Annotated in this window: 22 protein-coding genes and 5 tRNA genes; 21 read left to right on the forward strand and 6 right to left on the reverse strand. The window is 40.3% G+C overall.

Annotated features, from left to right (window positions below; translation table 11 throughout):
- The first annotated feature begins 273 nt into the window (after positions 1–273).
- The 21 genes from ruvC (at position 274) to PING_RS03850 (ending at position 15,848) form a co-directional block, all read left to right on the forward strand.
- Positions 274–795, forward strand: a complete 522-nt coding sequence (gene ruvC, locus PING_RS03750; RefSeq protein ID WP_011769127.1) for a crossover junction endodeoxyribonuclease RuvC — start codon at positions 274–276, stop codon at positions 793–795.
- Positions 796–845: 50 nt separating this feature from the next.
- The gene (gene rarD, locus PING_RS03755) at positions 846–1,730 is read left to right on the forward strand and encodes an EamA family transporter RarD (RefSeq protein ID WP_011769128.1); all 885 of its coding nucleotides are present in this window, start codon (positions 846–848) and stop codon (positions 1,728–1,730) included.
- A 97-nt stretch (positions 1,731–1,827) separates the two neighbouring features.
- On the forward strand, positions 1,828–2,451 hold the full coding sequence (gene ruvA / locus PING_RS03760) for a Holliday junction branch migration protein RuvA (protein WP_011769129.1): 624 nt from the start codon (positions 1,828–1,830) through the stop codon (positions 2,449–2,451).
- A 30-nt stretch (positions 2,452–2,481) separates the two neighbouring features.
- Positions 2,482–3,486 carry a Holliday junction branch migration DNA helicase RuvB gene (gene ruvB / locus PING_RS03765; RefSeq protein ID WP_011769130.1) on the forward strand — a complete coding sequence of 335 codons (1,005 nt, stop codon included), beginning with the start codon at positions 2,482–2,484 and terminating at the stop codon, positions 3,484–3,486.
- Between the two features lie 775 nt (positions 3,487–4,261).
- On the forward strand, positions 4,262–5,842 hold the full coding sequence (locus PING_RS03770) for a cytochrome ubiquinol oxidase subunit I (RefSeq protein ID WP_011769131.1): 1,581 nt from the start codon (positions 4,262–4,264) through the stop codon (positions 5,840–5,842).
- A 9-nt stretch (positions 5,843–5,851) separates the two neighbouring features.
- A complete protein-coding gene (gene cydB, locus PING_RS03775; protein WP_011769132.1) occupies positions 5,852–6,991 on the forward strand; it encodes a cytochrome d ubiquinol oxidase subunit II in 1,140 nt (379 codons plus the stop codon).
- A 22-nt stretch (positions 6,992–7,013) separates the two neighbouring features.
- A complete protein-coding gene (gene cydX / locus PING_RS03780; RefSeq protein WP_011769133.1) occupies positions 7,014–7,142 on the forward strand; it encodes a cytochrome bd-I oxidase subunit CydX in 129 nt (42 codons plus the stop codon).
- Positions 7,143–7,545: 403 nt separating this feature from the next.
- Positions 7,546–7,944: a tol-pal system-associated acyl-CoA thioesterase gene (gene ybgC / locus PING_RS03785; protein WP_041765915.1), complete on the forward strand. Its 399-nt coding sequence runs from the start codon at positions 7,546–7,548 to the stop codon at positions 7,942–7,944.
- Positions 7,934–8,617 (forward strand): protein TolQ, encoded by a 684-nt coding sequence (gene tolQ / locus PING_RS03790; RefSeq protein WP_011769135.1) that lies wholly within the window; start codon positions 7,934–7,936, stop codon positions 8,615–8,617. Before ybgC ends, tolQ begins: the two co-directional genes overlap by 11 nt.
- A gap of 8 nt (positions 8,618–8,625) precedes the next feature.
- On the forward strand, positions 8,626–9,063 hold the full coding sequence (gene tolR, locus PING_RS03795) for a protein TolR (protein WP_011769136.1): 438 nt from the start codon (positions 8,626–8,628) through the stop codon (positions 9,061–9,063).
- The gene (gene tolA, locus PING_RS03800; protein ID WP_011769137.1) at positions 9,060–9,974 is read left to right on the forward strand and encodes a cell envelope integrity protein TolA; all 915 of its coding nucleotides are present in this window, start codon (positions 9,060–9,062) and stop codon (positions 9,972–9,974) included. The genes tolR and tolA overlap by 4 nt, the downstream gene beginning before the upstream one ends.
- Positions 9,975–9,988: 14 nt before the next feature.
- Positions 9,989–11,302 (forward strand): Tol-Pal system beta propeller repeat protein TolB, encoded by a 1,314-nt coding sequence (gene tolB / locus PING_RS03805; RefSeq protein ID WP_011769138.1) that lies wholly within the window; start codon positions 9,989–9,991, stop codon positions 11,300–11,302.
- A gap of 28 nt (positions 11,303–11,330) precedes the next feature.
- On the forward strand, positions 11,331–11,918 hold the full coding sequence (gene pal / locus PING_RS03810) for a peptidoglycan-associated lipoprotein Pal (RefSeq protein WP_011769139.1): 588 nt from the start codon (positions 11,331–11,333) through the stop codon (positions 11,916–11,918).
- A 6-nt stretch (positions 11,919–11,924) separates the two neighbouring features.
- Positions 11,925–12,692 (forward strand): tol-pal system protein YbgF, encoded by a 768-nt coding sequence (ybgF, locus tag PING_RS03815; RefSeq protein WP_011769140.1) that lies wholly within the window; start codon positions 11,925–11,927, stop codon positions 12,690–12,692.
- 305 nt (positions 12,693–12,997) lie between these two features.
- Positions 12,998–13,073, forward strand: a tRNA-Lys gene (locus PING_RS03820).
- 164 nt (positions 13,074–13,237) lie between these two features.
- Positions 13,238–13,313, forward strand: a tRNA-Lys gene (locus PING_RS03825).
- Positions 13,314–13,408: 95 nt separating this feature from the next.
- Positions 13,409–13,484, forward strand: a tRNA-Lys gene (locus PING_RS03830).
- Between the two features lie 109 nt (positions 13,485–13,593).
- Positions 13,594–13,669, forward strand: a tRNA-Lys gene (locus PING_RS03835).
- Positions 13,670–13,764: 95 nt separating this feature from the next.
- Positions 13,765–13,840 (forward strand) — tRNA-Lys (locus PING_RS03840).
- A 348-nt stretch (positions 13,841–14,188) separates the two neighbouring features.
- A complete protein-coding gene (nadA, locus tag PING_RS03845) occupies positions 14,189–15,247 on the forward strand; it encodes a quinolinate synthase NadA (RefSeq protein ID WP_041765918.1) in 1,059 nt (352 codons plus the stop codon).
- Positions 15,248–15,365: 118 nt separating this feature from the next.
- Positions 15,366–15,848 carry a YehS family protein gene (locus tag PING_RS03850; protein ID WP_011769142.1) on the forward strand — a complete coding sequence of 161 codons (483 nt, stop codon included), beginning with the start codon at positions 15,366–15,368 and terminating at the stop codon, positions 15,846–15,848.
- A 158-nt stretch (positions 15,849–16,006) separates the two neighbouring features.
- Here the strand turns inward: PING_RS03850 and nth are convergent, their stop codons facing one another.
- The 6 genes from nth to rsxC all read right to left on the reverse strand — a co-directional run bounded on the left by nth (position 16,007) and on the right by rsxC (position 22,081).
- Positions 16,007–16,642 (reverse strand): endonuclease III, encoded by a 636-nt coding sequence (gene nth, locus PING_RS03855; protein ID WP_011769143.1) that lies wholly within the window; start codon positions 16,640–16,642, stop codon positions 16,007–16,009.
- 213 nt (positions 16,643–16,855) lie between these two features.
- Positions 16,856–17,548 carry an electron transport complex subunit E gene (locus tag PING_RS03860; RefSeq protein WP_011769144.1) on the reverse strand — a complete coding sequence of 231 codons (693 nt, stop codon included), beginning with the start codon at positions 17,546–17,548 and terminating at the stop codon, positions 16,856–16,858.
- Positions 17,545–18,180 carry an electron transport complex subunit RsxG gene (gene rsxG, locus PING_RS03865; protein ID WP_011769145.1) on the reverse strand — a complete coding sequence of 212 codons (636 nt, stop codon included), beginning with the start codon at positions 18,178–18,180 and terminating at the stop codon, positions 17,545–17,547. The genes PING_RS03860 and rsxG overlap by 4 nt, the downstream gene beginning before the upstream one ends.
- A gap of 1 nt (position 18,181) precedes the next feature.
- Positions 18,182–18,466, reverse strand: a complete 285-nt coding sequence (locus PING_RS03870) for a hypothetical protein (protein ID WP_041765922.1) — start codon at positions 18,464–18,466, stop codon at positions 18,182–18,184.
- Entirely contained in the window at positions 18,450–19,502 is a 1,053-nt protein-coding gene (rsxD, locus tag PING_RS03875; protein WP_011769146.1) for an electron transport complex subunit RsxD, read from the reverse strand. Before rsxD ends, PING_RS03870 begins: the two co-directional genes overlap by 17 nt.
- Before the next feature lie 5 nt (positions 19,503–19,507).
- On the reverse strand, positions 19,508–22,081 hold the full coding sequence (gene rsxC / locus PING_RS03880) for an electron transport complex subunit RsxC (protein ID WP_011769147.1): 2,574 nt from the start codon (positions 22,079–22,081) through the stop codon (positions 19,508–19,510).
- Between the last annotated feature and the right edge of the window lie 4 nt (positions 22,082–22,085).

The raw sequence follows: 22,085 nt of genomic DNA on the forward strand, positions 1-22,085 counted from the left end.
ATTTTGTTAACTATAGCGCTATCCCTTTCGATAATTAAAGGGTTAATGGCCTTGCTCTATTTTTGGAAGGCAAGCAAATAGCCGGCTACCGTGACCTTTATTCTAACTCTCTCTATTCAAAAAAAATAAAAAAATTTTGTGATTTTGCTTTGCTCTATTTCACCGCAAAGCGTACAGTTAGCGACTTTTGCTGAGTATATATAACTATCTCTTTGATGCGCATTTTGAAGCCGTTTAGTTATATATTTTGTGATCTTTTTTTAAGGTTTTGTTGTGAGTATTATTCTTGGTATAGATCCCGGTTCACGAATCACCGGGTATGGTGTTGTTCAGCAAAAAGGCAGTAAATGTATTTATATTGCCAGTGGTTGTATCCGTACTAAAGGCGATACACTAGCCCCCAAACTGGATATGATTTTTAATGGTATCAGCGAAATTATCAAACAATACCAACCCACTGAGTTTGGTATTGAACAAGTCTTTATGGCAAAAAATCCGGATTCTGCATTAAAACTCGGGCAGGCTCGCGGCGCTGCCATTGTTGCTGCTACTCAGGCTGATTTATATGTCTGTGAATATTCAGCCAGGCAGATTAAGCAGGCTGTTTCCGGTAGTGGCGGTGCAACTAAAGAACAAGTCCAACAGATGGTGATGCAGATTTTAAATCTTTCAGGCAGACCTCAGGCCGATGCTGCCGATGGTCTGGCGGTTGCCATATGCCATGCGCATACAGCCCAGACTATTGTTGCAATGTCCGGCAAGGTTTCTAAAACCGTTCGTGGCAGGTTTCGCTAACTTATTTTTAACACGCTTTATTCTCCCCCCGACTCGCCTTAGAGGTAACAATGAAAGATCTTTCTCAAACGCAGCTTGGTATTGTCTATGCGCTTAGTGCCTATCTCCTGTGGGGAATTAACCCCATCTTTTTTAAGTATCTTGGGTTTATTCCTGTTTATGAAATACTCGCGCATCGGGTGATCTGGTCGGTGGTGTTTATCGCCATTGTTATCACTTTTCTGGGGGGATGGGGAAAAGCGCTGAGTATCCTTAAAACACCTAAAAACATTTTATTTTTAACCTGTACGAGTCTCTTAATTTCGGTCAATTGGAGCGTTTTTATTTGGGCGATAAATAATGGACGTATGTTAGAGGCAAGTTTAGGGTATTTTATTAACCCGCTTATTAATGTTGTTTTGGGTTTGGTTTTCCTGAATGAAGCCTTAAGCAGAGTCAAATGGATTGCTGTCTCATTAGCCCTGATCGGTGTGCTTATTCAGGTTGTACAGGTAGGCAGTTTACCCTGGGTTTCTTTAGTATTGCCCATTAGTTTTGGGTTTTATGGTTTATTGCGTAAAAAAATTAAAATTGAAGCCCTAATTGGCTTGTTTTTTGAAACCTTATTAGTGTTACCCGTGGCATTATATTACCTGTTTTTTGTCGCTAACGGTGAAAACGTGAATATGCTTAATAATAATTGGTCGTTAAATCTTTGGTTAATGTTTACCGGTATTGCGACCGCGATGCCGCTTTTCTTTTTCGCACAAGCGGCATTACGTTTAAAACTGTCAACTCTGGGATTTTTCCAATATCTTGCCCCCTCAATGATGTTTCTGATGGCAGTGTTTATCTATGGTGAAGTATTAAGTTTGGCGAGAATCATCACTTTTATCTTTATCTGGGCGGGTATCTTGTTATTTGCTGGTGAGAATAAGCTTAAAAAGTGGTTATAAGTCTGGTTTATCAGAGTAGTTACTAAAAAATAATACTGGATATTTACTCAGTTGTTTTTTATGCTTGTCGCATTATATTATTAGCTAGGATGTTAGAATGATTGGACGATTACGTGGTGTTTTATTAGAAAAGCAACCTCCAGAAGTGTTAATAGAAGTGTCAGGTATAGGCTACGAAGTACAATTGCCGATGAGCTCTTTTTATGCTTTACCCGATGCAGGGCAAGAAGCCATTATTTATACGCATTTTGTGGTGCGTGAAGATGCCCAGCTATTATACGGTTTTGCTGATAAACATGAACGTGCGATGTTTCGTGAATTAATAAAAGTGAATGGGGTGGGTCCAAAGTTAGCACTGGCTATTTTGTCGGGCATGTCAGCAAATCAATTCGTGCAGTGTATTCATAATGATGCCGTCACTACTTTAGTTAAATTGCCGGGGGTGGGTAAAAAAACCGCGGAGCGTTTAGTGGTTGAAATGAAAGACCGACTCAAAAACTGGACGGGTGCCGATTTATTAACACCGGCATCAGACAAAATGGTCTTTGAAAACGAATTTACCAATAGCGCTGCGAGCGGTAATGCCAAAGATGAAGCTATCAGTGCGCTGGTAAGTTTAGGGTACAAGCCAGTTTTGGCAGAAAAAGCGATCCAGCAAGTTTATGTGGAAGGCATGGATTGTGAGGCTTTGATCCGCAGTTCATTAAAAAGTATGCTCTAAACGATAATCATAAGAAAGGTCGGGTAAAAAATGATAGATGAAGATCGTCTGATTTCAGGCACACAAAAGATTGATGAAAATTTTATTGATCGGGCTATCCGTCCAAAATTTTTAGCCGATTACGAAGGCCAGCCGCAGGTTAATAAGCAGATGGAAATTTTTATTGAGGCGGCACGTCAACGTAATGAGGCATTAGATCACCTGCTTATTTTTGGTCCGCCAGGATTGGGTAAAACAACCTTATCTCATATTGTTGCCAACGAACTGGAGGTGAATATTAAAACCACCTCGGGACCTATTCTTGAAAAGGCCGGTGATTTAGCGGCGTTGTTAACCAATCTTGAAGAAAATGATGTGTTATTTATTGATGAGATACACAGATTAAGCCCGGTTGTGGAGGAAATATTATATCCTGCGATGGAAGATTACCAACTGGATATTATGATTGGTGAAGGTCCCGCTGCGCGCTCTATTAAACTTGATCTCCCCGCATTTACCTTAATCGGTGCAACAACGCGAGCAGGATCCTTAACTTCTCCTTTGCGAGACCGTTTTGGTATTGTGCAGCGCCTTGAATATTACGACCTTAAATCACTCACGCGGATAGTGCTGCGCAGTGCCGGACATTTTAAGCTTAATATGAGTGAAGCAGGTGCCGTTGAGATTGCCCGGCGCTCACGCGGTACACCGCGTATCGCTAATCGTTTATTACGTCGGGTGCGGGATTATGCTCAGGTTAAAAAAGCCAATGTTATTGATGACGATGTCGCAAAATTAGCCCTGGATATGCTCGAAGTGGATAATGAAGGCTTTGATTATATGGATAGAAAATTGTTGATGGCGATTTTAGATACTTTTATGGGCGGACCGGTCGGCTTAGATAATTTAGCCGCTGCCATTGGTGAAGAGAAAGAAACCATTGAAGATGTCCTAGAGCCCTACCTTATTCAGCAGGGGTTTTTACAGCGTACACCTCGCGGACGCATTGCCACTAATAGAACCTATCTACACTTTGGGTTTGATAAACCTCAATAACGTAAGATGAAAAAAATATAAGACTCTTTGAGGGCCCAGGTGTCTTCAAAGAGTAAGGAAATCAATAACAATATTAATTATTAATGTCTGTTGATTTTGTTCAATACCCTGTCAGATGGTTAATATTCTCTCTTGCCACTCACCCTTTAAGACTTGCTCTCTCCTGATAATCATTAGTTATAGAACACCCTTCAATACAAGATAAAGCGCTTAAATTTTTAGCTAACCTTTTAGCTAACCTTTTAACTAACTTTTTAACTAACCTATTGCATTTTAGTCTCCCTTTGAAAGATAAAACGATTCCTCAATCTGGTCATCTGAATAAAGAATTTAGGGGTCGTCTGTTACAAATGAAAGCTTGATCTAAATCAAATTACTGAGTATAAATAACACGTAGTTATGATGTAACTCATTGATGTTAAAGTATTGTTAAACTTGAAGTGGAGAATGTTGCCGTGGTTAACAGCTTATTAACATTGAGCTGGTAGCTTGCTTTTTTTATCGTTCAGATGAGAACATTATTAAAAATATTTACCGCAACACGGTATCTTTTCAATGCCATTAATCCGTGAAATAACACTGATTTTAATTACTGATTTTAATTACTGATTTTAATTACTGATTTTAATTATTAAAGTTATTGTTTTTTACCATTAAGTGATTTTGTTTTTTAGATCCTATTGCGTTTTATGAAGATCATCTTTTTGGAGAAGTTGCCTCGCAAGAAATATTGCTGCAGAACAATAACAAATAATTATTTATTTAGGAGAAACGAATGGATGACATAGTTGATTTATCGCGGTTACAATTTGCAATGACCGCCTTGTATCACTTTTTATTTGTACCGCTAACACTCGGCTTGGCGTGGTTATTGCTGATCATGGAATCGTTATATGTAATGACCGGTAAGCAAGTTTACCAAGATATGACCAAGTTTTGGGGTAAACTATTTGGTATTAACTTCGCGCTTGGTGTAGCCACGGGTTTAACCATGGAGTTCCAGTTTGGTACTAACTGGTCTTATTATTCGCATTATGTTGGTGATGTATTTGGTGCACCCTTAGCTATTGAAGGCATGATGGCCTTCTTTTTAGAGTCCACCTTTGTGGGTTTATTCTTTTTCGGATGGGAGAGACTGAGTAAATTGCAGCATCTAGGGGCTACTTTTTTGGTGGCATTCGGTTCAAGTATGTCGGCGTTATGGATTTTAGTTGCCAATGCCTGGATGCAGAACCCGGTTGGTGCTGAGTTTAACTATACAACCATGCGCATGGAAATGACCAGTTTTGCTGATTTAGTTTTTAATCCGGTTGCACAAGTCAAATTTGTGCATACCGTGGCCTCTGGTTATGTCACAGGCGCCATGTTTGTATTGGCAATCAGCGCATATTATTTGCTGAAAGGGCGTGATCTTGCCTTTGCCAAACGTTCTTTTGCCATTGCTGCAGCTTTTGGTACCGCCGGTATTTTATCAACTATTGTATTAGGTGATGAAAGTGGTTATGAGGTAGGTGATGTGCAGCAAGTCAAACTCGCCGCGATTGAGTCCGAATGGGAAACCCATCCTGCTCCCGCGGCTTTCACGCTGTTTGGCATCCCTAATCAGGACGAGCAGCGTACCGACTATGCCATTAAAATTCCCTATGCTTTGGGTATTATTGCAACGCGTTCACTCGATGAGGAAGTCATTGGATTAAAAGAGTTAATGGTGGAACATGAAGCCCGTATTCGCAACGGAATGATTGCTTACGCCCATTTAACGGATCTGCGCAATGGTGATGAATCGGCTGAAAAAATAGCCGCCTTTGAAGCCGTGAAAATAGATTTAGGTTACGGACTATTGCTGAAAAGATATGCGCCAAATGTTGTTGATGCTACTGAAGAACAAATTCAGATGGCTGTTGATAACAGTATTCCCGGGGTCGCGCCGATTTTTTGGGCCTTTAGAATCATGGTCGGCTGTGGTTTGTTGATGTTATTTATCTTCTTATTTGCATTTTATCAATCAGCTCGTAGCCGGATAGGCAAAAATAAAACTTTCCTTAAAATTGTACTTTATAGTCTGCCGTTACCTTGGATAGCAATAGAGGCAGGATGGATTGTTGCCGAGTATGGTCGTCAGCCCTGGGCGATTGCAGAAATATTGCCAACCCATATGAGTGTCTCAAGTATTTCAAGTGAACAACTGCTCTTTAGCATTATTTCAATTGCCGCATTCTATACCGTATTAATAGCGGTTGAGATGTACTTAATGTTCCACTTTGCCCGGTTAGGGCCAAGTACCCTTAAAACAGGAAAATATCATTTCGAGCAGTTAGCTGATCACACACAAACACAAAACAATAAACAGGGATAGGAGATTCTTATGTTTGATTACGAAACCTTAAAATTAATCTGGTGGTTATTGATAAGTGTTTTACTGATTGGTTTTGTTATTACCGATGGGTTTGATATGGGAGTGGGTGCACTGCTGCCTTTTATGGGTAAAACCGATCAGGAACGGCGGATTATGATCAATAGCATTGCGCCGCATTGGGAAGGAAATCAGGTCTGGTTAGTGCTGGCAGCCGGGGCTATCTTTGCTGCCTGGCCGACCGTTTACGCCACTGCATTTTCTGGTTTTTATGTAGCGATGATGCTGACCTTGTTTGCTTTGTTTTTCCGCCCGGTAGGCTTTGATTACCGCAATAAAATCAGCGATCCGCGTTGGAGAAGCAGTTGGGACTGGGGGATTTTCATCGGTAGCGCTGTGCCACCGATCATTTTTGGTGTCGCTTTTGGTAATTTGCTGCAAGGCGTGCCCTTTGTCTTTGATGAATACTTGCGTTCAACTTACCAGGGTAGTTTTTTTGACTTGTTAAACCCTTTTGCTTTGTTAACGGGAGTTTTCTCTTTAACTTTATTTATTTTACAGGGCTCAACTTGGCTGCAAATGAAAACTGAAGGCGTTGTGCAGCAACGAGCACGTTTGCTTTCATTATATTGTGCGCCATTAGCCATGCTGTTGTTTGCATTGGCGGGAGTTTGGGTCGCTTACGGTATTGATGGTTATGTGATCACCTCATTAATGGATTTAAACGGGCCGGCTAACCCGTTACTAAAATCTGCTCAGTTGCAATCGGGTGCCTGGTTAGCTAACTATGACAAATATCCGCTTACTATGATTGCACCATTAGTAGGGTTGTCATTTCCAATATTAGTTTGGATTGCCAGTAAGTTTAATCGTAATGCTTTTGCTTTTTTCTTTAGCAGTGTTACCCAAGTGGGTGTATTAATGACTTTTGCCGTTAGTACATTCCCTTTTATTATGCCATCAAGCATTGAGCCCAATTTCAGTTTAACGGTTTGGGATGCAGTCTCAAGTGAGATGACGCTTAATATTATGACCATGGCGGCTGCTATTTTCTTGCCCATTATTTTACTTTATACCTGTTGGTGTTATTTCAAAATGTTTGGTCGAATTGGCAAAAAACATATGGAACAGAATAAAAATTCAGCATATTAATAATTTATAATAAGGGAATTTTATGTGGTATTTAGCGTGGATGTTAGGGGTTTTGTTGGCTTGCTCATTAGGTATTATTAATGCCCTGTGGTACGAGCAAGTTGAAGCAAACGAGAATGCGGAGGGTATTGATGAAGATCAGCACTCTTAAATGTTTATATCGATATATTGCAGTGTCTATTTAAGTTTTTAATAACGCGGGTTGTTTCACTGTTGCTCGCGTTATTTTTAAGTGGGTTACTGCTTATATATTTTAATCATCTAGCCGCAAGTTCAGCTCAATGGGTTTATGGTTACGGATTCAGGCATTAAGTGCAGCGTTTATCCCTGGAGTAGGTTTTATCTTTATTATCGGCTGTGAAAAATACTTTTTCCTGAGGAATATTGGTGATTTTCATATTCAATCGCATAGTGTGATTTAACAATCCTAAAAGCAAAAGAGGCAATTACTGCCTCTTTTTTTTTGATTGACTAAAATATCTGACATTATTCGACAAAATATGGTATTTATAGTAGTTTTAGCTTTTATTATTTTTTGGAAAAACTGTGTATTCATGTCAACTTTAGCCGTACGAATTTATTATGAAGACACCGATGCCGGTGGTGTTGTTTATTACGCAAATTATCTGAAATTTTTTGAGCGCGGGCGTACTGAATTTTTACGTGAGCTTGACATCCAACAAGACACATTATTGGATAAAAATATTGCATTTGTAGTGCGTAAAGTGGAGATGGATTGTCTTAAACCTGCCCGTTTTAATGCGTTACTGAGCGTGAAAACACAAATAACCGGTCACAAAAAAGCTAGCTTAATATTTCAACAAGAAGTTTTTCATGAAAACGGGGAACTTCTATGCCAAGCTAGCACTCTAATCGCCTGTGTTAATTTACAGAAAATGAAACCCGCAGCTATTCCGGCTGAAATTATTGAGGTAATCGCCAGTGCATGCTGATATGTCTTTTTTAGGTCTGTTTTTACAAGCTAGTTGGCTTGTGAAATTTGTATTAATTCTTTTGCTTGGAATGTCCATTTATTCCTGGACATTGATTTTCTCCCGAACAAAAAATCTTAAATCGTCAGAAAAAGCACTGAAACTTTTTGAAGAGCGTTTCTGGTCGGGTCATGATTTAAGCCGTTTATACAAAGAATCGGCTGCCCGTAGTGAGCGAATTACAGGTGGTGAAAAAATATTTCATGGCGGTTTTAAGGAGTTTTCACGTTTACATCGGATTCCAGGGCGCACTGTCGACAGTACGACTGAAGGTGCTCATCGTATTATGCGTGTTACTTTATCAAGGGAAATTGATGAGTTAGAAACGGGTCTTCCTGTTTTAGCGACAATAGGCTCTATTAGTCCCTATATTGGATTATTTGGTACAGTATGGGGGATTATGAACTCCTTTATTGCATTAGGAGAAGTGCAGCAAGCCACTTTGACTATGGTCGCCCCGGGTATTGCTGAAGCGTTAATCGCCACTGCGATGGGGTTATTTGCAGCGATTCCTGCTGTTATGGCATATAATCGTTTTTCGACACAAGTGGGTAAATTAGAAACGGCATATATTAACTTAATGGAAGAATTCACCTCCATTTTACACCGTCAGTCAACGACTGAAAGTGACTAGGGAAGGTTATGCAACAATATTCATATCGAAGCCCCAAAAGACGCCGCGTTATTGCTGAAATTAATGTCGTTCCTTATATCGACGTTATGTTGGTTTTATTAATTATTTTTATGGTAACCGCTCCCCTTGTGACACAGGGAGTTAAAGTTGATTTGCCGCAAGCTGCCGCAGAAACCCTGGCGGAAGACAGTAAACCGCCAATGATCGCTTCCATCGATAAACAGGGTCGCTATTATTTAAGTGTTGGTGAGAGTATTGAGTCGCCGATTGATGGGCAGCAGATGACGGCTTTAGTTCGCGCACAATTAGCGATCGATCCCAATGCTCAATTTGTGGTTAAAGGTGATGGGGATGTTAACTATAAAAGCGTTATAGACTTAATGGTTTTGTTGCAATCTGCTGGTGTGCCTTCCATTGGACTAATGACTGAGCCAGAAGAAGAATGAAAAATAGATCAACATTAATTGCGTTTATTGGCGCACTTTTGATGCATATTATTGTTGGCACTCTGTTGCTTTTGAATGTGAATTTTTCCAACCCTAAAATAAAACCTAAAAATGAAGTACCTATTATCAATGCCACCGTTGTTGACCAAAAATTGCTTGATAATTTGGCTCAGCGTCAAAGTGAAAAAAAACAAGCTGAAAGAAAGAAAGTAGAGCAAGAAAAACAGCGTATTGAACAAGAGAAGAAAAAAGCAGCCGAACGGGTTGCTGCAGAAAAAAAACAAGCCGCAGAAAAGTTAAAAGCTAAACAGGATGCAGAAAAAGCTAAAAAAGTAGCCGCTGAAAAAGCGGCTGCTGAAAAAGTAGCTGCTGAAAAAGTAGCTGCTGAAAAAGTAGCTGCTGAAAAAGTAGCTGCTGAAAAAGCGGCTGCAGAAAAAGCGGCTGCAGAAAAAGCGGCTGCAGAAAAAGCGGCTGCAGAAAAAGCGGCTGCAGAAAAAGCGGCCGCTGAAAAAGCGGCTGCAGCGGCTAAAGTTAAGGCCGAACAAGAAAAGGAACGTTTACGTCGAGCTGAACTTGATAAGCAGATGGACGCGCAATTTGAAGATACCTTTTCAAATGCCCAGAGCTCTCGACAATTATCCGAAATTGCCCGCTACACAGCGCTTATCCAAGATAAGATAGGACGAAACTGGCAAATTGAGCCCAGTATGAAAGGTAAAAGCTGCACCTTGAGCATTCGTTTAGCCGCAGATGGGTTAGTGATTAGCGCAAAGCGGAGCAGTGGTGATATTCAACTTTGTGAATCAGCTAAGCGTGCTGCGTTAAAAGCAAACACATTACCTATACCTAAAGATCCGGATATTTCAGCAAAATTCCGTGATTTTGATCTTAATTTAAAACCTGAATTTTAAGGAAACCAAGCCATATGCTGTTACGTTTATTTTTATCAATTTCAATGATTATATTGTCGTCTCAGGCTTCTGCCCGCTTAGAAATTTTAATTACCGAAGGGGTTAATACTGCTAGGCCGATCGCTGTTATTCCATTTAAGTGGTTAGGTGATGGCGAAAAACCGGGAAATTTTTCAGAGATTATCGCTGCAGATTTACAACGTAGTGGTCAATTTAGTCCCCTTCCTATTGAGCAAATGCCTAATACTCCGTCAAAGAGTCTCGGCCTTGATTATGCCCTGTGGCATAAAATGGGGATTGAAGCTTTATTGATGGGGGAAGTCTCACCTTCACCGGAAGCCGGGAAATATATTGTTACCTATGAATTGGTAGACGTTGTGGCGGGAAATGCAAATATTGCTGACTACAGTCCTATTTTAGAAAGTCGCCGTGGCACCGTAAATAAAACTCAATTACGTCGCTTTGCACATCGTATTAGTGATGTTGCCTATGAAAAATTAACGGGTGAAAAAGGCGTATTTTTAACCCGGATTGCCTATATTGCAGTGGATCGCAAAAGTGACTATCCCTACCAATTACGTATTTCTGATTATGACGGTTATAACGAAAAATTAATACTGCGTTCAAAACAGCCTATTATGTCACCAACATGGTCTCCGGATGGAAGAAAATTGGCCTATGTTAGCTTTGAGCACCGCCGTTCAGAAGTCTATATACAAGATTTATATAGCCAAAAACGTGAGTTAATGACCTCTTTTCCAAAAATAAATGGCTCACCCAGTTGGTCCCCAGACGGTAAATCTTTGGCAATAGTATTATCAAAAGACGGGCAGCCCGAGATCTACACCTTAGAAATACAAAGCAAAGCGTTACGTAGAATCACTAATAATCGCGCTATAGATACCGAACCTAATTGGTCGCCAGACGGCAATAGTTTAACTTTTACTTCTACTCGCGGTGGAGGGCCTCAAATTTATCAAGTTGATCTTCAATCGAAAGTGACAAAACGGCTTACCTGGGAAGGTGATCTTAATTTAGGTGGTGCAATTACCCCCGATGGTGCTAATCTAGTGCTCGTTAGCCGCCTTGATGGTAATTATAAAATAGCCGCACAAGATCTGGCCTCTGGCGAACTAAGAACCTTGACCAAAACACATTTAGACGAGTCACCAAGCGTTGCGCCGAATGGCAGTATGATAATTTACAGTACTGTTTATAAAGGTAGTCAAGGTCTGGCGTTAGTCTCTATGGACGGTCGTTTTAAAGCGAATATTCCTGCACAAAGTGGCGAGGTTAAATCGCCTGCGTGGTCTCCATTTTTAAAGTAAGTTAATTAACAACTAAAAAGGGAAAAATATGAAACTAAGTATGATTTCAAAAAGTTTATTAATTGCACTGCCACTGTTAGCTTTGAGTGCTTGTAGTTCAAAGAGTTATAACGATTCAGCGGCGATGGAAGCTAATAAAGCGGCAATGGAACAAGCGGCGATGGACAAAGCTGCGATGGAACTAGCTGCGATGGAACGAGCTGCGGAAGAGAATAAAATTGAAACAGATGGGCTTCAAGTGGTAGAGCTAACTGAAGAAGAGTTAATGGCTCAGCAGTATTCAGATGCCATCTTGCAAAAAACCATTCAGTTTGATTTTGATACCTCTATGATAAAACCAGAGTTTACTTCTATTTTGGATGCGCATGCTAAATTCTTAGTCAACAATCCTTCGAAAAAAGTGACGATTGAAGGGCATACCGATGAAAAAGGGACGCCTGGTTACAATATCGCCTTAAGTGAACGTCGAGCAATGTCAGTTTCTGTTTATCTGGAAAATATGGGTGTTTTACCAGATCAAATTAGCGTTGTAAGCTACGGTGAAGAAAAACCGCTTAACTTTGGACATTCTGAAGCTTCTTGGGCAGATAACCGCCGCGCAGAACTGGTTTATTAATAATAAATGAAAAAAAATAATCTTCAAATGGCTATTATTCTGGCCACTTTTTTTTCAAGCTCCACTTTTGCTACTGCACCCGTCAGTGACGTAACTGGCTCTGCGAGTGGCGTAACTGGGTCTGTCAGTGTCGTAACAGCCGCAGAAGGAGTGAGTGTTGAAAAACAATTAGAAAAGTTTGCTCGTCTATTGGAATCACGTAATAGAATGCAAATCATCATGCAAAACCAATTGACTCAACTATCTAAAGAGTTGAGAGAAATTAAGGGGGGCATGGAGCTGTTTGAGCATAAAATCAGTGAGATTGAAAATCGCCAACGTAATCTATACCAACTGGTTGACCAGCCTAAGGCCGTCTCAACCCCTACTACTGCTAATAGCACTGCAACCGCAAGTTCTGCAGGTGAACAATTGGCCTATCAAGCTGCTGTGGATTTGGTTTTAGTTAATAAGGATTATGATCAGGCAATTACTGCTTTTGAGGCATTTGTTATTGATTATCCGGAATCCGAATATATCGCAAATTCTCATTATTGGTTGGGGCTAGTATTATATCAGCAGAAAAAACGTAAAGAAGCGCGCGTCGCTTTCCTGACGGTGAGTGAAAAGTTTCCCGAGTCGGTTAAACGTGCGGATTCTTTATTTAAAATAGGTATTATTGATGAATATTTGGGAGAATTAGCTTCGGCAAAAGAGTTTTATCAAAAAGTGTTAAAAGAATACCCAAATTCATCGGCCGCAGGGCTCGCACAAAAACAATTAAATGCTTTATAAATACGATTAGGATTTAATCATATAACAAGTTGCAATCCCCGTTGTTTTGCAATTTGTTTACTTTGTCGGCAAACAGAAAAAAAACAAGCGTTTTTTGTTGCGATATTCATAATATTGTATAGTATACGCCGCAGTTGAGAGCAAGATGTGATTTACTTCATGTTTCTATTTTCTTAAACTATAGCGGAAATTTTTACTTATCTGCTGGCTTGACTAAGTTGATTAAAATATTAATTTTAATCCTATTTAGTTGACAATAGTCGAAGTGAGACCTTCGGTTAATAAGTAATACTAAAAAACTATTAGGGCCGTTAGCTCAGTTGGTAGAGCAGTGGACTTTTAATCCGTTTGTCGAAGGTTCAAATCCTTCACGGCCCACCAAGTTTTTAGACAGTAAGCTCTGAATTTTATTCGGGGTATCAGTTAAGATTTTTAATATAGATTCGCTGATAAGTAAGACCAAAAAAACATTAAGACCTTCAGCTTAGTTTATTGATATAGTGCTTTAATACTCTTTGTTTGATAAGTAACCCTAAAAAATATTTGGGCCGTTAGCTCAGTTGGTAGAGCAGTGGACTTTTAATCCGTTTGTCGAAGGTTCAAATCCTTCACGGCCCACCAAATTTTTAGACAGTCAGCTCAGTTGATCGGAATGTAATTTTTAATTCTCTTTAGTTGATAAGTAAGACCAAATAAGTAACAACAGAAAAATATTTGGGCCGTTAGCTCAGTTGGTAGAGCAGTGGACTTTTAATCCGTTTGTCGAAGGTTCAAATCCTTCACGGCCCACCAAATTTTTAGACCGTCAGCTCAGTTGGTTGAAATGTGAATTTTAATCCTCTTTAGTTGATAAGAGTCGAAGTGAAACCTTCGATTAATAAGTATAAGAAGAAGTATATTTGGGCCGTTAGCTCAGTTGGTAGAGCAGTGGACTTTTAATCCGTTTGTCGAAGGTTCAAATCCTTCACGGCCCACCAAATTTTTAGACAGTCAGCTCAGTTAATTGTAATGTAAATTTTAATTCTCTTTAGTTGATAAGTAAGACCAAATAAGTAACAACAGAAAAATATTTGGGCCGTTAGCTCAGTTGGTAGAGCAGTGGACTTTTAATCCGTTTGTCGAAGGTTCAAATCCTTCACGGCCCACCACTTTTTAGATAGTCATACCGAAAAAATTGGGGTCGTTAGCCCAGTTGGCAGAGCAGCGGACTTTTGATCTACTTGTCAAAATTTTAAATATTTGCCACCCACCACTTCAATATACACTTCTATAAAAAATCCTAATAAGTTTGTATTAATTTAAGTAAATATCTATTGCTGTAAACTCTCTTTTATTCCTGAATTCAACACCAATCCCACTAAACAAACCACTTAATTGCTAAAATTCCTTTAAATAAATATAAAATTGATGGATTGGATATAAGCATTTTTTATTATCATTTTTACTGTTCTTCGCGGTACAATGACCAACATATTTTTAATATCTAAGAGACTATGATGAGTAAATACTCTCCAATTGTGGGTTCAGACTATCCTTTTCCAGCTAAACCAGCGGTTCTTTCTGTACCTGAAAAGGTTAATTATAAGGCTAGAATTAAAACGCTATTAAAAGAAAAAAATGCTGTTTTAATTGCACACTATTATACCGATCCCGACATTCAGGCATTAGCTGAAGAAACGGGCGGTTATGTTTCTGATTCATTAGATATGGCGCGTTTTGGTCGTGATAATCCAGCCACTACACTGGTGGTTGCTGGCGTTCGCTTTATGGGGGAAACGGCTAAGATTTTAACACCCAATAAACAAGTGTTAATGCCTGAATTAGAGGCTACCTGCTCTTTAGATGTGGGCTGCCCAATCGAATCCTTCAGTGAGTTTTGTGATCAGCACCCGGACCGTACTGTGGTTGTTTATGCAAATACTTCAGCGGCTGTTAAGGCGCGTGCTGATTGGGTTGTGACTTCAAGTATTGCATTAGAAATTGTCGATCACCTTGATAGCCAGGGTAAGAAAATAATTTGGGGGCCGGACAGGCATTTAGGCGATTACATTCAGCGCAAAACCAATGCTGATATGCTGATGTGGCAAGGTGACTGTATTGTTCATGACGAATTTAAAGCCAGTTCATTAAGGGACATGAAAGCGATTTATCCCGATGCCGCTATTTTAGTTCATCCGGAGTCGCCAGAGAGTGTGGTTAAATTGGCGGATGCGGTAGGCTCAACAAGTCAGTTAATAAAAGCGGCGCAAACGTTACCTAACAAAACACTGATCGTTGCAACTGATACCGGCATTTTCTATAAAATGCAGCAGGCCTGTCCAGACAAAGAGTTTCTGGCAGCGCCAACTTCTGGCGACGGAGCAACCTGTCGGAGTTGTGCACACTGTCCCTGGATGGCAATGAATGGTCTTAAGGCCGTATACAACGCCCTGAATGATGCGACTGGTCATGAAATTTATGTTGATGAAAAAGTTGCTCAAGGCGCATTAGTTTCTTTAGATAGAATGATGAACTTTGCCGCAGAGGCGCAGTTAACAGTAAAAGGTAATGCATAATCTTATAAGGTTATTGCGAAGTTAACGCGCTTTCTTTTTCCATAATAATTCTAAATTGGCATATTTTCGCTGTTTGCGTATAGTGTGCCTTCTAAAAACCTAAACCTATTGAGAAATTATGATCACCAATGATGTTTTACGACGTGTACGTTATGCGTTCAAACTGAACGATAAAAAAATGCTAGAAATTTTTGCCTCGGTTGATAATGCAATTGACGAAACAACCCTACACAGCATCATAGCTAAAGAAGGTGAAGAAAATTTTGTTTTGTGTCAAGATAGCTTGTTATCACTTTTTTTAGATGGTCTTATTAATGAAAAACGCGGTAAAAAAGAAGGCTCCAAGCCGGTTATACTAGCAGAAAATGTTTTTTTGCCTAACAATGATATTTTAAGAAAGCTACGTATCGCATTGAATTATAAAGATGAAGATATGTTAAAGATGTTAGCGCTAGCCGAATTCCCGATTTCTAAAAGTGAATTGTCAGCCTTATTTAGAAAACAGGATCACCGTAACTACAAGCTATGTGGTGATCAACTGTTAAGATACTTCTTAAACGGTATTACTATTCATTTACGGGGTGACAAGGGCGAAGATTAATCGCTTTCGGATCGCAAAGACTAAAAAGCCCGAAGCCGTCAGCCGTCAGCTGTCAGTTGTTAGCCGTCAGCTGTTAGCTGTCAGTTGTTAGCCGTCAGCTGTCAGCCTTCAGGCTCGCATCTGCGCACTGATTAAAATAGATCAGCTAATGAGACAACTTAATCTTCTGTTTTTTCTTTAAACTCGCATAAATCTTCAATCAGGCAGGAACCACAGTGGGGTTTGCGGGCAACACAGGTATAACGGCCGTGTAAAATAAGCCAATGGTGCACATCAAGTTTAAATTCAGTGGGTATCACTTTTAGCAATTTTTTTTCTACTTCCTCCACACTTTTGCCCATGGCTAATTTGCTGCGATTAGAGACGCGGAAAATATGCGTATCTACTGCTATTGTCGGCCAGCCAAATGCCGTATTTAACACCACATTAGCTGTTTTACGTCCCACACCGGGCAAGGCCTCTAACGCTTCTCTATTTTCAGGCACTTCACTATTATGGTATGTGATTAACTGGTTACAGGTTTTGATCACGTTGGCGGCTTTACTGTTAAATAAACCAATGGTTTTAATGTAGCGCTTTAAGCCCTCGACGCCTAATGCTGCGATTGTCTCTGGTGTATTGGCAACGGGATAAAGCAGAGCGGTTGCTTTGTTAACACTGACGTCAGTTGCTTGTGCAGACAGGATAACTGAAATTAACAATTCAAAGGGAGAGCTGTAATTAAGTTCAGTTTGTGGTGTTGGATTTTCAGCTCGCAGACGCATTAATATTTCGCGCCGTTTAATATCATTCATTATTTTTCAGTCCCATAAATGCATTAATATTTTGCGACGTTTAATATCGCTCATTACTTTTCAGTCGATAAATGCATTAATATTTTGCGACGTTTAATATCATTGATTATTTTTCAGTCCCATAAATGCATTAATATTTTGCGACGTTTAATATCGCTCATTACTTTTCAGTCGATAAATGCATTAATATTTCGGGATATGTAAACCTGTTCATTATTCTTTAATCCGGTGATCAATCGCATTTTTAATGGCAATGATTAATCCCATAATAATAAAAGCACCCGGCGGCAGTGCCGCAAGTAAAAAACTTGTATCAGCCTGGTAGATCGTGATGGTTAATATCTTAGCCCAATCGCCTAACATAGTTTCTATTCCGTCAAATAATGTACCTTGAGCTAATATTTCTCGGCTGGCGCCTAAAATGATTAATACCAGGCCAAAACCCACCCCCATCATCAGACCATCAAATGCGGAATGTTTAATGCTATTTTTAGACGCAAAAGCTTCCGCACGGCCAATAATCATACAGTTAGTGACGATCAAGGGTATAAAAATACCTAAAGACAGATAAAGCTCATAGGTAAAGGCATTCATTAATAATTGAATACAGCTGACCAGTGAGGCGATGATCATCACAAAAATAGGGATCCGGATGGCTTGTGGTACAAGGTGACGGATTAATGAGATCAATGAATTTGAAGCGACCACCACAAAGAGCGTGGCCAAACCAAGCCCCAGCGCATTGGTTATTGTATTTGTGACGGCCAGCAGAGGGCATAACCCTAATAACTGCACAATACCGGGATTATTTGCCCATAAACCCTGACGCATTAATTTCCTATAAACGGAATCTGCGCTATCTGTCTTATCTTTGTCTGCAGGGATTTCCTGGCTTTGTTCACTCATAAACTTTCTCCACAATTTGCTTTATGCTTGAAGAGTGCTTTTTTGTTTTTTTGAAAATAAATTAACGCATCTTTTACTGCAAAAACAACGGCGCGAGGCGTAATGGTTGCCCCGGTAAAAGCATCAAAATCCCCGCCATTTTTTTTCACTTCCCAGCGTGATTTTTGTGCTTCCTGATAAACTTTATCGTTAAAAGAGTAAATCCAGTCAGATTTATTTGTTTGAATTTTATCGCCTAGTCCTGGGGTTTCAGAATGTTGAAGTACACGGACACCGGCAATTCTGGCATCTTCATAAATTCCGACAACGAGATCTATTCTACCGGCATAACCGCTCATGGTGGTTGTTTTTAACATTAGTGCGATAGGGCGATTGTCTTTTTTAGCAATAAAGGCCTGCTGCGGCTCTGCAGTGCCTAATAAGTTTTTATCCGTGACCGCAAAGCAGCTGGCAACAATATCATTATCATATAAATCAGCCGGAATAAGCTGGTTTAGCATTTTCAACAAAGCTTGTTGCTCTTGCTGGGCAATAATGGGCTGTGTAAATTCGTTTACAATAGCGATGCTGCCGGTACAGGCGATAGCAAAGGCTGCGAGTAAATACGCATTGCGACTGATTGTTGAAAACATATTAAACTCTCCCCTCAGACACTATTGTTTGCCTATAATAATTAATTTTACCGGCACCTTTATTTTCATTTTTAAGCATAAAAAATATCTTAAATACGTCCTCACCGGACACTCTAGTTTGCCTATAATAATTAATCTTACCAGCACCTTTATTTTCATTTTTAAGCATAAAAAATATCTTAAATACGTCCCCGCCAGATACTATTTTTTGTTTATAATAATTAATTTTACTGGCATTTTTATTTTCATTTTTAAGTATACAAAACATTTTATTTTCTTCCCCCATAAACCTTGGGCTGGGTATAATAATCAATCAGAGGAACACACATATTGCCAAGCAGAACAGCGAAGGCAACTGCATCAGGGTAACCACCCACATTACGAATAATAACCACGATGAAAGCGATTAATAATGCATATAAAATACGCCCTTTAACCGTTGTGGATGCACTAACCGGATCGCTTAATATAAAAAAGGCTCCTAACATTGTAGCGCCTGAAAACAGGTGAAAGAGGGGAGGCGCATTAAGATCCGGACTGTAGGCAAAAGCGATAAAAGAGAAGATGCCGATACCCAATAAGAAACTCATCGGGATATGCCAATGAACGATACGTTTAAATAATAAAATTAATCCACCCGCTAAAAAAGCCCCATTAATCCAATAAATTTGTTGCCAGGAAGAAGCTTTAAACTGCACGCTATTGAAAATTTCGGTGACTGTAAATCCATTATGCAGGGCATCACGCACTGTGTTCAGCGGGGTTGCCATGGACAAACCGTCAATACTGACACTCAGTTGCGCAACAGAATACCCGTCAAGGGTCGAGCCCGTGAAGATTGCATTTATCTGATCCATCAAGGTCAGAGAAAATGGCTGCAGAGATTGTACTGGTAACCAGGAGGTCATTTGTACTGGAAACGAAATCAACAGCAAAACATAACCGGCCATTGCGGGATTAAAAATATTTTGTCCCAGTCCGCCATATATTTGCTTAACAAATATAATTGCAAAAATAGTACCAATTACCACAATCCACCATGGCGCAAGGGGAGGAATGGAAATCGCAAGCAGGATTGCGGTCAGTAAAGCACTCGCATCTTTTAGCGTGTTTAAAACAGGACGATTTCTTATTTTTAAAATAAAAGCTTCACTTGCCAGCGCGGCAAGACAAGCTAATGATATTTGTATTAAATTTGCATAACCAAAAAAATAACTTTGTAAAAATACGCCAGGAATTAAGCATAAAATAACCAAAACCATCACCTGTGACGTTGTTCTCCGCTGTTTTTGATGGGGTGAGCTTGCATTCTTATAGGCCATTTATATTAATCCTTGTGCGCTGTTTTTTGTGCTTTTGCTTTAGCAATTGCGGCGGCTATTTTTGCTTTTCGGTCATCCGCTGGCAGACTGCTTTTTTTATTGGCGGTCTCCTGGGGCGTTATTGATTGATGACTGTCTAGTTCCTGTTTATGTAAGCGCACTTGCTCTTTGCGCAGTTTACGGGCTTGTATTGCTTCACTGTTATCCGGCAGCTGCTCACTTGTTTGGTGCACTGTTTGCGCCGCCTGTTTTTTGTTATCTGCTGCTGTAACGTCACCTTCTGGTTCCTGCGTGGTTTCTGCCGCGGCCTTTTTCTTAGCTTTAGCGCGTGCAATAGCAGTGGCTACGGCATCTTTTTTGTTATCTGCTGCTGTAACGTCACCTTCTGGTTCCTGCGTGGTTTCTGCCGCAGCCTTTTTCTTAGCTTTAGCGCGTGCAATAGCAGTGGCTACGGCATTTTTTTTGTTATCGGATTCTGTAACGTCACCTTCGGGTTCCTGTGTGGCTTTTTCTGCGGCCTGTTTACTTTCACCCTCAGTTGTCTGCGTTGTTTCTGCTGCCGCCTGTTTTTTGGCTTTAGCACGTGCAATAGCGGCGGCGACGGCATCTTTTTTATTATCTGCTGGTTCACTTTCACTTTCAGGTGTCTGGGTTGTTTCTGCTGCGGCCTGTTTTTTGGCTTTAGCACGTGCAATAGCAGCGCCTACTGCGTCTTTTTTATTATCTGCAGGTTTAGTTTCACTTTCACTTTCGGGTGTCTGCGTTGTTTCTGCTGCCGCCTGTTTTTTGGCTTTAGCACGTGCAATAGCAGCGGCTACTGCGTCTTTTTTATTATCTGCAGGTTTAGTTTCACTTTCACTTTCGGGTGTCTGCGTTGTTTCTGTTGTTGCCTGTTTTTTGGCTTTAGCACGTGCAATAGCGGCGGCTACCGCGTCTTTTTTATTATCTGCAGGTTTAGTTTCATTTTCACTTTCACTTTCACTTTCGGGTATCTGTGCTGTGTCGGCTAAGCGCTGTTTTTTAGCTTTGGCGCGTTCAAGTGCGGCTGCAATTAAGTCTTGCCCGCCATTTTTTTCTTTTGACTGTTGTTTGCGCTTTTCTGCTGCTGCCTGATGCTTAGCCTGGCGTTCTAATTTCGCTTGTTCTAATCGGACGGCTCTATTTTCATGACGAATTCGTGCTGTTTCAGCTTTTTGAGCTTCCTGCCGGGCATTTCTAATTTCAGCTTTTGCTACCCTGTAATATTCAACCAGTGGAATATTACTTGGGCAAACAAAGGCACAAGCCCCACATTCAATACAGGATGGCAGGTTATACTCATCTAATTTTTCATGATCCTGGCTTTTGGAATACCATAAAAGTTGCTGGGGTAATAATACCGCCGGGCAAACGTCTGAACACTCACCACAACGGATACAGGGCATTTCTGCGGGAGGCTCCGGCATTTCTTCAGGCGTTGGCACCAGAATGCAGTTACAGCTTTTACTCACTGGAATATCAGTATGAGTAATAGTAAACCCCATCATAGGACCCCCAATAAGCAGTTTTTGCACATGTTTTTTTTCCAGTCCGTACTGCTCTAGCAGGTACTGAATGGGTGTGCCAATCCTGACATTAGCATTACCTTTCTTTTTAAATGCGTCACCTGTTAAGGTGACAATGCGCGAGATAAGGGGCTTGCCGTCAATAATGGCCTCTTTGACTGCAAACACAGTACCGACGTTGTACATTACAATACCCAGAGCAGTTGGATGTTGACCAAGGGGGATCTGTTGTCCGGTAATCATTTCAATTAATTGTTTTTCACCACCTGATGGATAACGGGTTGCGATAATGCTAACTCTCAAGTTTTTCTGCAGCGATTCAGGTGCTTGCTTAATCGCTAGATTAATAGCGGCAATGGCTTGCGGTTTGTTATCTTCAATGGCGAAGATGGTTAATGTTGGTTTTAGAATATGCTGTAAGATTTCAATCCCGGTAATGAGTTGATCAGCATGCTCCTGCATTAATCGGTCATCTGCAGTGATATAGGGCTCACATTCAATGGCGTTAATAATCAATAGTTTAACATTATGTGCATTGCTTAACTTTAAATGACTTGGAAAACCGCCCCCGCCCATTCCGATAATACCTGATTGTTGAATTAAATCGATCAGCAGGGCTGCAGGTTGAGTTTGATAATCCTGTGGTTTTTTATAAGCAATACTTCTGTCTAAGCCATCGGTTTCAATAACAATGGATAATACCGCTAAGCCTGAAGGGTGGAGGTCGGTACGTTTCTCTATTGCGTAAACAAATCCTGAACTGCTTGCATGTTGTACAACCATCGCTCCATAAACTTTGGTTAATGCCTGACCCTTTAAGACAGGGTCTCCTACTTTAACCAATAATTCAGGAATATAACCTTTGTGATCAATGGAAATAACTAAATACGGGGGGATACCCGCATCAGTAATGGCAATTTGGCTACTTTGTTTATTCTCTGCCGGATGAATACCGCCATGGAAAGACCACTGCTTTCCAGATGAAACTTGTGCGAGCTGAGCATCACTGAGAAGGTTTATTGCTTTTGTCGTCATGTTA

Origin of the sequence: Psychromonas ingrahamii 37, from assembly GCF_000015285.1 — a bacterium.
GTDB lineage: Bacteria > Pseudomonadota > Gammaproteobacteria > Enterobacterales > Psychromonadaceae > Psychromonas > Psychromonas ingrahamii.

What these genes read in the sequence shown, in the direction of transcription:
- cydX (WP_011769133.1), top strand. Translation starts at nt 7,014, where the DNA reads ATGTGGTATTTAGCGTGGATGTTAGGGGTTTTGTTGGCTTGCTCATTA.
- tolR (WP_011769136.1), top strand. Translation starts at nt 8,626, where the DNA reads ATGCAACAATATTCATATCGAAGCCCCAAAAGACGCCGCGTTATTGCT.
- PING_RS03850 (WP_011769142.1), top strand. Translation starts at nt 15,366, where the DNA reads ATGATCACCAATGATGTTTTACGACGTGTACGTTATGCGTTCAAACTG.
- ruvB (WP_011769130.1), top strand. Translation starts at nt 2,482, where the DNA reads ATGATAGATGAAGATCGTCTGATTTCAGGCACACAAAAGATTGATGAA.
- pal (WP_011769139.1), top strand. Translation starts at nt 11,331, where the DNA reads ATGAAACTAAGTATGATTTCAAAAAGTTTATTAATTGCACTGCCACTG.
- tolA (WP_011769137.1), top strand. Translation starts at nt 9,060, where the DNA reads ATGAAAAATAGATCAACATTAATTGCGTTTATTGGCGCACTTTTGATG.
- cydB (WP_011769132.1), top strand. Translation starts at nt 5,852, where the DNA reads ATGTTTGATTACGAAACCTTAAAATTAATCTGGTGGTTATTGATAAGT.
- PING_RS03770 (WP_011769131.1), top strand. Translation starts at nt 4,262, where the DNA reads ATGGATGACATAGTTGATTTATCGCGGTTACAATTTGCAATGACCGCC.
- ybgF (WP_011769140.1), top strand. Translation starts at nt 11,925, where the DNA reads ATGAAAAAAAATAATCTTCAAATGGCTATTATTCTGGCCACTTTTTTT.
- rsxC (WP_011769147.1), bottom strand. Translation starts at nt 22,081, where the DNA reads ATGACGACAAAAGCAATAAACCTTCTCAGTGATGCTCAGCTCGCACAA.
- nadA (WP_041765918.1), top strand. Translation starts at nt 14,189, where the DNA reads ATGAGTAAATACTCTCCAATTGTGGGTTCAGACTATCCTTTTCCAGCT.
- nth (WP_011769143.1), bottom strand. Translation starts at nt 16,642, where the DNA reads ATGAATGATATTAAACGGCGCGAAATATTAATGCGTCTGCGAGCTGAA.
- PING_RS03860 (WP_011769144.1), bottom strand. Translation starts at nt 17,548, where the DNA reads ATGAGTGAACAAAGCCAGGAAATCCCTGCAGACAAAGATAAGACAGAT.
- rsxD (WP_011769146.1), bottom strand. Translation starts at nt 19,502, where the DNA reads ATGGCCTATAAGAATGCAAGCTCACCCCATCAAAAACAGCGGAGAACA.
- ruvA (WP_011769129.1), top strand. Translation starts at nt 1,828, where the DNA reads ATGATTGGACGATTACGTGGTGTTTTATTAGAAAAGCAACCTCCAGAA.
- rarD (WP_011769128.1), top strand. Translation starts at nt 846, where the DNA reads ATGAAAGATCTTTCTCAAACGCAGCTTGGTATTGTCTATGCGCTTAGT.
- ybgC (WP_041765915.1), top strand. Translation starts at nt 7,546, where the DNA reads ATGTCAACTTTAGCCGTACGAATTTATTATGAAGACACCGATGCCGGT.
- tolB (WP_011769138.1), top strand. Translation starts at nt 9,989, where the DNA reads ATGCTGTTACGTTTATTTTTATCAATTTCAATGATTATATTGTCGTCT.
- rsxG (WP_011769145.1), bottom strand. Translation starts at nt 18,180, where the DNA reads ATGTTTTCAACAATCAGTCGCAATGCGTATTTACTCGCAGCCTTTGCT.
- PING_RS03870 (WP_041765922.1), bottom strand. Translation starts at nt 18,466, where the DNA reads ATGGGGGAAGAAAATAAAATGTTTTGTATACTTAAAAATGAAAATAAA.